Source organism: Streptomyces sp. NPDC054872 (assembly GCF_053610705.1).
Genome location: NZ_JBSGYY010000080.1, coordinates 1 through 7,243 on the forward strand (window position 1 = coordinate 1; position 7,243 = coordinate 7,243).

Annotated in this window: 7 protein-coding genes; 1 reads left to right on the forward strand and 6 read right to left on the reverse strand. The window is 66.8% G+C overall.

The features are described from left to right. Positions 1 to 46 precede the first annotated feature (46 nt). From prcA to arc, 5 genes are all read right to left on the reverse strand, one after another. Positions 47 to 814 carry a proteasome subunit alpha gene (prcA, locus tag ACWGIH_RS43175; protein ID WP_453452754.1) on the reverse strand — a complete coding sequence of 256 codons (768 nt, stop codon included), beginning with the start codon at positions 812 to 814 and terminating at the stop codon, positions 47 to 49. A 53-nt stretch (positions 815 to 867) separates the two neighbouring features. Continuing rightward, positions 868 to 1,713, reverse strand: a complete 846-nt coding sequence (gene prcB, locus ACWGIH_RS43180; RefSeq protein WP_453452753.1) for a proteasome subunit beta — start codon at positions 1,711 to 1,713, stop codon at positions 868 to 870. Between the two features lie 262 nt (positions 1,714 to 1,975). Beyond that, positions 1,976 to 2,194, reverse strand: a complete 219-nt coding sequence (locus tag ACWGIH_RS43185; protein WP_160503981.1) for a ubiquitin-like protein Pup — start codon at positions 2,192 to 2,194, stop codon at positions 1,976 to 1,978. A gap of 124 nt (positions 2,195 to 2,318) precedes the next feature. Continuing rightward, the gene (gene dop, locus ACWGIH_RS43190; protein ID WP_365820895.1) at positions 2,319 to 3,830 is read right to left on the reverse strand and encodes a depupylase/deamidase Dop; all 1,512 of its coding nucleotides are present in this window, start codon (positions 3,828 to 3,830) and stop codon (positions 2,319 to 2,321) included. Positions 3,831 to 4,042: 212 nt separating this feature from the next. Continuing rightward, a complete protein-coding gene (gene arc, locus ACWGIH_RS43195) occupies positions 4,043 to 5,809 on the reverse strand; it encodes a proteasome ATPase (protein WP_453452751.1) in 1,767 nt (588 codons plus the stop codon). A gap of 254 nt (positions 5,810 to 6,063) precedes the next feature. Between arc and ACWGIH_RS43200 the strand changes: the two genes are divergently transcribed. Further along, positions 6,064 to 6,378, forward strand: coding sequence for a ferredoxin (locus ACWGIH_RS43200; protein WP_453452749.1), 315 nt, complete (start codon positions 6,064 to 6,066; stop codon positions 6,376 to 6,378). Positions 6,379 to 6,455: 77 nt separating this feature from the next. On the opposite strand, the gene ACWGIH_RS43205 is transcribed toward ACWGIH_RS43200, so the two are convergent. Continuing rightward, positions 6,456 to 7,043, reverse strand: a complete 588-nt coding sequence (locus tag ACWGIH_RS43205) for a hypothetical protein (RefSeq protein ID WP_453452747.1) — start codon at positions 7,041 to 7,043, stop codon at positions 6,456 to 6,458. Positions 7,044 to 7,243: the final 200 nt, after the last annotated feature.

The window sequence follows — 7,243 nt, forward strand, 5'->3', positions numbered from 1 at the left end:
GTTCCGGCCGGCGGCCGGAACACGGGGCACACGACGAACGGTCTTGCTACGCGTCGTCGGAAGAATCGGCATCCAGCTCTTCGTTGTCGGACGCGGCATCCGTGGGGGCCGACGCGCCCCCTTCGAGCAGCCGCGCGAGCTGGCGCCCGACGATCCGCTTGAACTTGCGCTGCTGCGGCCGCGTACGGTCGAGGACCGCCACCTCGAGGCGCTCCGCGGGGATCTCCCGCTCGCTGCCGTTGGTGTCGCGGGACAGCGACTGCACGGCCAGCTTCAGTGCCTCGGCGAGGGACATCCCGTCACGATGACGCTGGTCGAGATACGTGCTGATCTGTTCGGCGTTGCCGCCGACCGCGACCGAGCCGTGCTCGTCCACGATCGAACCGTCGTGCGGCAGCCGGTAGATCTGGTCGCCGTCCGGCGTGGCGCCCACCTCGGCGACGACCAGCTCGACCTCGTACGGCTTCTCCGCGTTGCTCGAGAAGATCGTGCCCAGCGTCTGGGCGTAGACGTTCGCGAGCCCACGGGCCGTCACATCGTCACGGTCGTAGGTGTATCCACGGAGATCGGCGTACCGCACGCCACCGATCCGCAGGTTCTCGTACTCGTTGTACTTGCCGGCGGCCGCGAAGCCGATCCGGTCATAGATCTCGCTGAACTTGTGCAGCGCACGGGACGGGTTCTCGCCGACGAACACGATGCCATCGGCGAACTGCAGCACAACAAGGCTGCGACCACGGGCGATGCCCTTGCGGGCGTATTCCGCCCGGTCGGCCATGGCCTGCTGGGGTGAGACATAGAACGGCGTCGACACCGGCTATCCGTCCCTTTCTGTCAGTGACTCAGTCAGTGGCGAATACGGATCGATCAGAGCAGCGAGGCCCGCGGGCCGTCGGGCTGCTCCAGGCGCCGCTCCAGGATCGAGCGGGCGATCTCGGAGGACTCGTCGTCCGCCAGCCTCCGGAAACCCTCTTCGGAGATCACGGTGACGATCGGATAGATCCGGCGGGCGACATCCGGGCCACCTGTAGCCGAGTCGTCGTCCGCCGCGTCGTACAACGCCTGGACGACGAGCGTCGTCGCTTCCTGTTCCGTCAGGTCGTTGCGGTAGAGCTTCTTCATCGCACCGCGCGCGAAGACCGAACCGGAGCCGGTGGCCGCGAAGCCGTGCTCCTCGGAACGGCCGCCCGTGACGTCGTACGAGAAGATGCGCCCCTTCTCGCGGTCCACGTCGTACCCCGCGAAGAGCGGGACGACGGCCAGGCCCTGCATGGCCATGCCCAGGTTCGACCGGATCATCGTGGAGAGACGGTTCGCCTTGCCCTCCAGGGAAAGCGTGGCGCCCTCGACCTTCTCGAAGTGTTCGAGCTCCAGCTGGAAGAGCTTGACCATCTCCACCGCGAGACCGGCGGTGCCGGCGATGCCGACCGCTGAGTACTCGTCAGCCGGGAAGACCTTCTCGATGTCGCGCTGCGCGATGACATTGCCCATGGTCGCTCGCCGGTCACCGGCGAGCACCACGCCACCGGGGAACGTCGTCGCCACGATCGTCGTGCCGTGCGGCGCCTCGATGACACCCTGCGTGGGCGGCAACTGCCGGTTGCCCGGCAGGATCTCGGGCTGATGCTCGGACAGGAAGTCCATGAAGGACGAGGAACCAGGCGTCAGGAAGGCAGCCGGCAGACGCCCGGTGCTACGAGTGTTGGCTTCCACGCGTTTCCTTCCAGGTAAGTGACGGCCGGGCGCTGAGCGCCGGGAGCGTGTCCCAACTCGCCGCTGGCCGATTTGCAGTTGAAGCGAATTACGTCTGAAGGGCTGTTCGTCACGGACCCTACCCGCCTCGCCGCGGTGATCCACATGCGCGGTCCAGGGCGTTGAGGCGGATCACGCCGACTCGCTCCGACGCCGCCGGTCATGCGCGGCCCCTTACCGCACCACGCACTCCCGGCACCGCACACACCGCGTCCGCCGTGCCCTACTCTCCGCCCTTTTGTACGAACGAACGAACGAAGTCCTCGGCGTTCTCTTCGAGCACATCGTCGATTTCGTCGAGGACGGAGTCCACGTCATCGCTCAGCTTTTCCTGGCGCTCCTTGAGGTCCTCGGAGCCCTGCGCTTCCTCTGTCTGCTCCTCGACCTCCTCGGTGGAACGCGTCGCCTTCTGCTGTCCGCCGCCGGTGTCCTTGGTCGCCATCTACCTCACCCCGCTCGTTCGGTTCGATGCACTTGATCAGACCCTATAAGCCAGGCCTGACATCGGCCCCGTAGTTACTGCAACGTCCGGGGACCACCTCGATGATTCCCACACGCCGGGTCTTTCAGCCTCCGGAGAGCACCCGGACCAGATCCTCTGCCGTGCGGCAGCGGTCAAGGAGCTCCTTGACGTGGTTCCGCGTGCCCCGCAGCGGCTCCAGTGTGGGCACACGCTGGAGGGAGTCGCGGCCGGGAAGGTCGAAGATGACCGAATCCCACGAGGCCGCTGCCACGTCGTCCGCGTACTGCTCCAGGCAGCGGCCGCGGAAGTACGCGCGTGTGTCCTCCGGAGGCTTGGCCTGGGCGCGCTCGACCTGTGGCTCCTCCAGGAGGCGCTTCATCTTGCCGCGTGCCACCAGACGGTTGTAGAGGCCCTTGTCGGGCCGTACGTCCGCGTACTGGAGGTCGACCAGGTGCAGTCGTGCCGCGTCCCAGTCGAGGCTGTCACGGCGGCGGTAGCCCTCCATGAGTTCCCGCTTGGCGACCCAGTCCAGCTCCCCGGAGAGGCTCATCGGATCGCTCTCCAGGCGGCCCAGGACGTCCTCCCAGCGAGTCAGCACGTCCTTGGTCTGTTCGTCGGCGTCGGAGCCGTACCGCTCCTCCACGTATTTGCGGGCCAGCTCGAAGTACTCCATCTGGAGCTGGACAGCGGTGAGTGTCCGGCCGCTACGGAGCGTGATCAGACGCTGGAGCGTCGGATCGTGGGAGACCTGGTGCAGGGTGCGCACGGGCTGGTCGACGGCGAGATCCACCGCGATGAAGCCGTCCTCGATCATGGCGAGGACCAGCGATGTCGTGCCCAGTTTCAGATACGTCGAGATCTCGGAGAGGTTCGCGTCGCCGATGATGACATGCAGGCGGCGGTACTTCTCCGCGTCCGAGTGCGGCTCGTCCCGGGTGTTGATGATGGGCCGCTTGAGGGTGGTCTCCAGGCCCACCTCGACCTCGAAGTAGTCCGAGCGCTGGCTGAGCTGGAAACCGTGCTCGTGGCCGTCCTGGCCGATGCCGACGCGTCCCGCGCCGGTGACGACCTGCCGGGAGACGAAGAACGGCGTCAGGTGGCGCACGATGTCCGAGAAGGGGGTCTCCCGCTTCATCAGGTAGTTCTCGTGCGTGCCGTAGGAGGCGCCCTTGTTGTCGGTGTTGTTCTTGTAGAGGTGGATCGGCTGGGCCCCCGGCAGCTGCGCGGCCCGTTCGGCAGCCTCCGCCATGATGCGCTCGCCGGCCTTGTCCCACAGGACGGCGTCCCAGGGGTTGGTGACCTCGGGTGAGCTGTACTCGGGGTGCGCGTGGTCCACGTAGAGGCGCGCCCCATTGGTGAGGATCACGTTGGCGAGGCCGATGTCCTCATCGGTGAGCTGACTGGCGTCGGCGGTCTCACGGGCGAGGTCAAAGCCCCGCGCGTCCCGCAGGGGGTTCTCCTCCTCGAAGTCCCAGCGGGCGCGTCGCGCCCGGTGCATCGCCGCGGCGTAGGCGTTGACGATCTGGGACGAGGTGAGCATGGCATTGGCGTTCGGGTGGCCGGGGACGGAGATGCCGTACTCCGTCTCGATGCCCATTACTCGCCGTACGGTCATGCGGCCCTCCTTGCCCGGCGGCGCTCCCCTTCGGGAACGGCGCTCAAGTACCGCTGGTTCTCCGGTGCGTGTGCGGTGCCCGTCCCCGCACTGCGCGCTCGGCGGTACCGAAGAGCCTAGAGCGCCTTTGCGCTGGTGGGGAGATCATTGCGTTCATTGAAAAACAGACAGCTGCGGGTACCCACGAAGGACACCCGCAGCCGCCCTGTCTTCTACAGGTACTGACCGGTGTTGGCCACCGTGTCGATGGAGCGTCCGGTGTCCGCGCCCTGCTTTCCGGTGACGAGCGTACGGATGTAGACGATCCGTTCGCCCTTCTTGCCGGAGATGCGGGCCCAGTCGTCCGGGTTGGTGGTGTTGGGCAGGTCCTCGTTCTCCTTGAACTCGTCGATGCAAGCCTGCAGGAGGTGGGAGACCCTGATGCCCTTCTGGTCGGCGTCGAGGAAGGCCTTGATGGCCATCTTCTTGGCGCGTCCGACGATGTTCTCGATCATGGCGCCGGAGTTGAAGTCCTTGAAGTACAGGACTTCCTTGTCGCCGTTGGCGTACGTCACCTCGAGGAAGCGGTTCTCCTCGGACTCCGCGTACATCTGTTCCACGACGGACTGGATCATGCCGTCCACGGTGGTGCGCCGGTCGGCGCTGTGTTCGGCGAGGTCGTCCGCGTGCAGCGGGAGCCGCTCGGTGAGGTACTTGGCGAAGATGTCCTTCGCCGCCTGGGCGTCCGGGCGCTCGATCTTGATCTTTACGTCGAGTCGTCCTGGCCGCAGGATCGCCGGGTCGATCATGTCCTCACGGTTGGAGGCACCGATGACGATGACGTTCTCCAGGCCTTCCACGCCGTCGATCTCGGCGAGCAGCTGGGGGACGATGGTGTTCTCCACGTCCGAGCTGACACCGGATCCGCGGGTGCGGAAGAGGGATTCCATCTCGTCGAAGAAGACGATGACGGGGGTGCCCTCGCTCGCCTTCTCCCTTGCACGCTGGAAGACCAGGCGGATGTGACGCTCGGTCTCGCCGACGTACTTGTTGAGGAGCTCGGGGCCCTTGATGTTGAGGAAGTAGCTCTTCCCCGACGCCTGTCCGGTCACCTCGGCGACCTTCTTGGCAAGGGAGTTGGCGACGGCCTTCGCGATCAGCGTCTTGCCGCAGCCGGGGGGCCCGTACAGCAGGACGCCCTTCGGCGGCCGCAGTTCGTGCTCCCTGAAGAGGTCCGGGTAGAGGTAGGGCAGTTCGACCGCGTCGCGGATCAGCTCGATCTGGTTGCCCAGGCCGCCGATCTGCTCGTAGCCGATGTCCGGTACCTCTTCGAGGACGAGCTCTTCGACCTCGCTCTTGGGGACCACCTCGTAGACGTACCCCGAGCGCGGTTCGAGCAGGAGCGCGTCACCGGGGCGGATGGTGACGTCGAGGAGTGGCTCGGCGAGCCGGACCACCCGCTCCTCGTCGGTGTGCCCGACCACCAGGGCGCGCTCGCCGTCCTCAAGGATCTCCTTGAGGGTGACGATGTCTCCCACGCTCTCGTACTCCATGGCCTCGACCACGTTGAGCGCTTCGTTGAGCATTACTTCCTGGCCGCGCCTGAGCTCTTCGAGCTCCACGCCGGGGCTGACGTTCACCCGGAGCTTGCGGCCCCCGGTGAAGATGTCCGCCGTGCCGTCCTCGTTCGCCACGAGGAAGACTCCGAAGCCGGCCGGCGGCTGCGCGAGCCGGTCGACTTCCTCCTTGAGGGCCACGATCTGGTCGCGGGCCTCACGGAGCGTGTTGGCGAGCCGCTCGTTCTGTGCGGACACGCCGGCCAGATTGGTCTGCAGCTCGACGATCCGCTCTTCGAGAATCCTCGTATGACGCGGAGAGTCGGCGAGCTTGCGTCGCAGGACGGCGATTTCCTGCTCGAGATAGGCAACCTGACCGGCGGGGTCCTCAGACCCTCGCCCCGGCCGGATGCCGCGGTTGATGTCGTCGTCGTGGGCTGCCACGGTCCTCACCTCCTCCAAGGGGAGCTGGACGCTTCCAGACCCTACCTGGGTGGGTGTCGATTGAAACCCCTAGATCACAAAGACGGTAGAGGTGTGTCCGATCTTCACCCTTGCGCTCTCCCTCACGTCAGGTCATTACCCACCCAACAACATCGGAAAGCGGGCGGTTGTATCGTCGAAGCGTTCAACACCCGTCAGGGCTGGCCCGACTTGCTGCCAAGTCGGCTCACTCGGCGTGACGACCGGCAGGAGAGATGACCGTGGGAGAGAAGGCCGGTACCGGCTCCGAGAGCCGTGATCCGCTGGAGGTCTGGATCGACCAGGACCTCTGCACCGGCGACGGCATCTGTGCGCAGTACGCGCCTGAGGTCTTCGAGCTGGACATCGACGGACTGGCTTATGTGAAGAGCGGCGAGGACGAGCTGTTGCAGGCTCCGGGCGCCACAACGCCCGTTCCGTTGCCGCTTCTGCGTGACGTGGTCGACTCGGCGAAGGAGTGCCCGGGCGACTGCATTCACGTGCGCCGCGTTTCGGACAGGGTCGAGGTCTATGGTCCCGACGCGGCCTGAGGCCGCGAACTGACGCATGGACAAGGGCCTGTGCCCGCCGTCGGGCGGGCACAGGCCCTTGTGCGGTGCGGGCACCGTCACACGGTGTGCGCCTCGGTCGGCGTGGACCGCGCGAACGTGCCGTCTTTCCATTGCCACTTGGCCGCGTCCTCGAGGTCGGGGCAGCAGCTGGGCACGTTCGGTGCGGAGTAGCCGAGGAGTGTGGCGGTGATCACACCGTCACGTACGGCGAATTCGCTGACGTTCTGGCGGTCCTTCGGGTCGACGAGGGTGGCGACGACGCGGGGCTTGCCCTGCGTGGGGCGGGTGATGACGTACACACCGTCGGGCGGTGTGCCCGATCCGGCGGCGCAGTGCACCACGGCGACGGTCTCGGGTCTGCCGTCCCCGTCGAGGTCTCCGGAGGCCTTCTCCTTGACCACGGGTTTCACGTTGCCGCAGGCGAGGGGGAACGTGACGGTGGCCGGATCGGGGGCGGTCGCCGGAGCGGGGGCCGCCGCCGCGGTCTTGCCGGACGGCTCGGGGCTCGGCTGGGCGGCGGTCGCGGGGTCGGGCTGCAGGAACGACGAGCCGGCGATGACGGCGGCGAGCGCGGCCGCGGTGGCCAGCCAGTGGATGGGGCGGGTGGTGTTGTGTGCCAGTTCCGGGACGGCGGGGTGCTGCACTAGGAGTGTCTCCTGTGAGGGCTGTGCCGGTGGGGGAGGTGGCCAGCATCGTGCCATACCTCACAGTGCGGCGGAACACCGGGGTCGGTGCCTTCCGGAACGCAAGAGCGCCGCCGCCCTGCCTCGAAGCGTCCCAGCCCCTCGCGCCCTTTCAGTAGATAACGCCATGAACCGTCCCACCCGCCGCCGCTTCCTCGGTA

Excerpts from the sequence above, each read along its gene's own strand:
- ACWGIH_RS43185 (WP_160503981.1), bottom strand. The coding sequence starts at position 2,194 with ATGGCGACCAAGGACACCGGCGGCGGACAGCAGAAGGCGACGCGTTCC.
- dop (WP_365820895.1), bottom strand. The coding sequence starts at position 3,830 with ATGACCGTACGGCGAGTAATGGGCATCGAGACGGAGTACGGCATCTCC.
- ACWGIH_RS43200 (WP_453452749.1), top strand. The coding sequence starts at position 6,064 with ATGACCGTGGGAGAGAAGGCCGGTACCGGCTCCGAGAGCCGTGATCCG.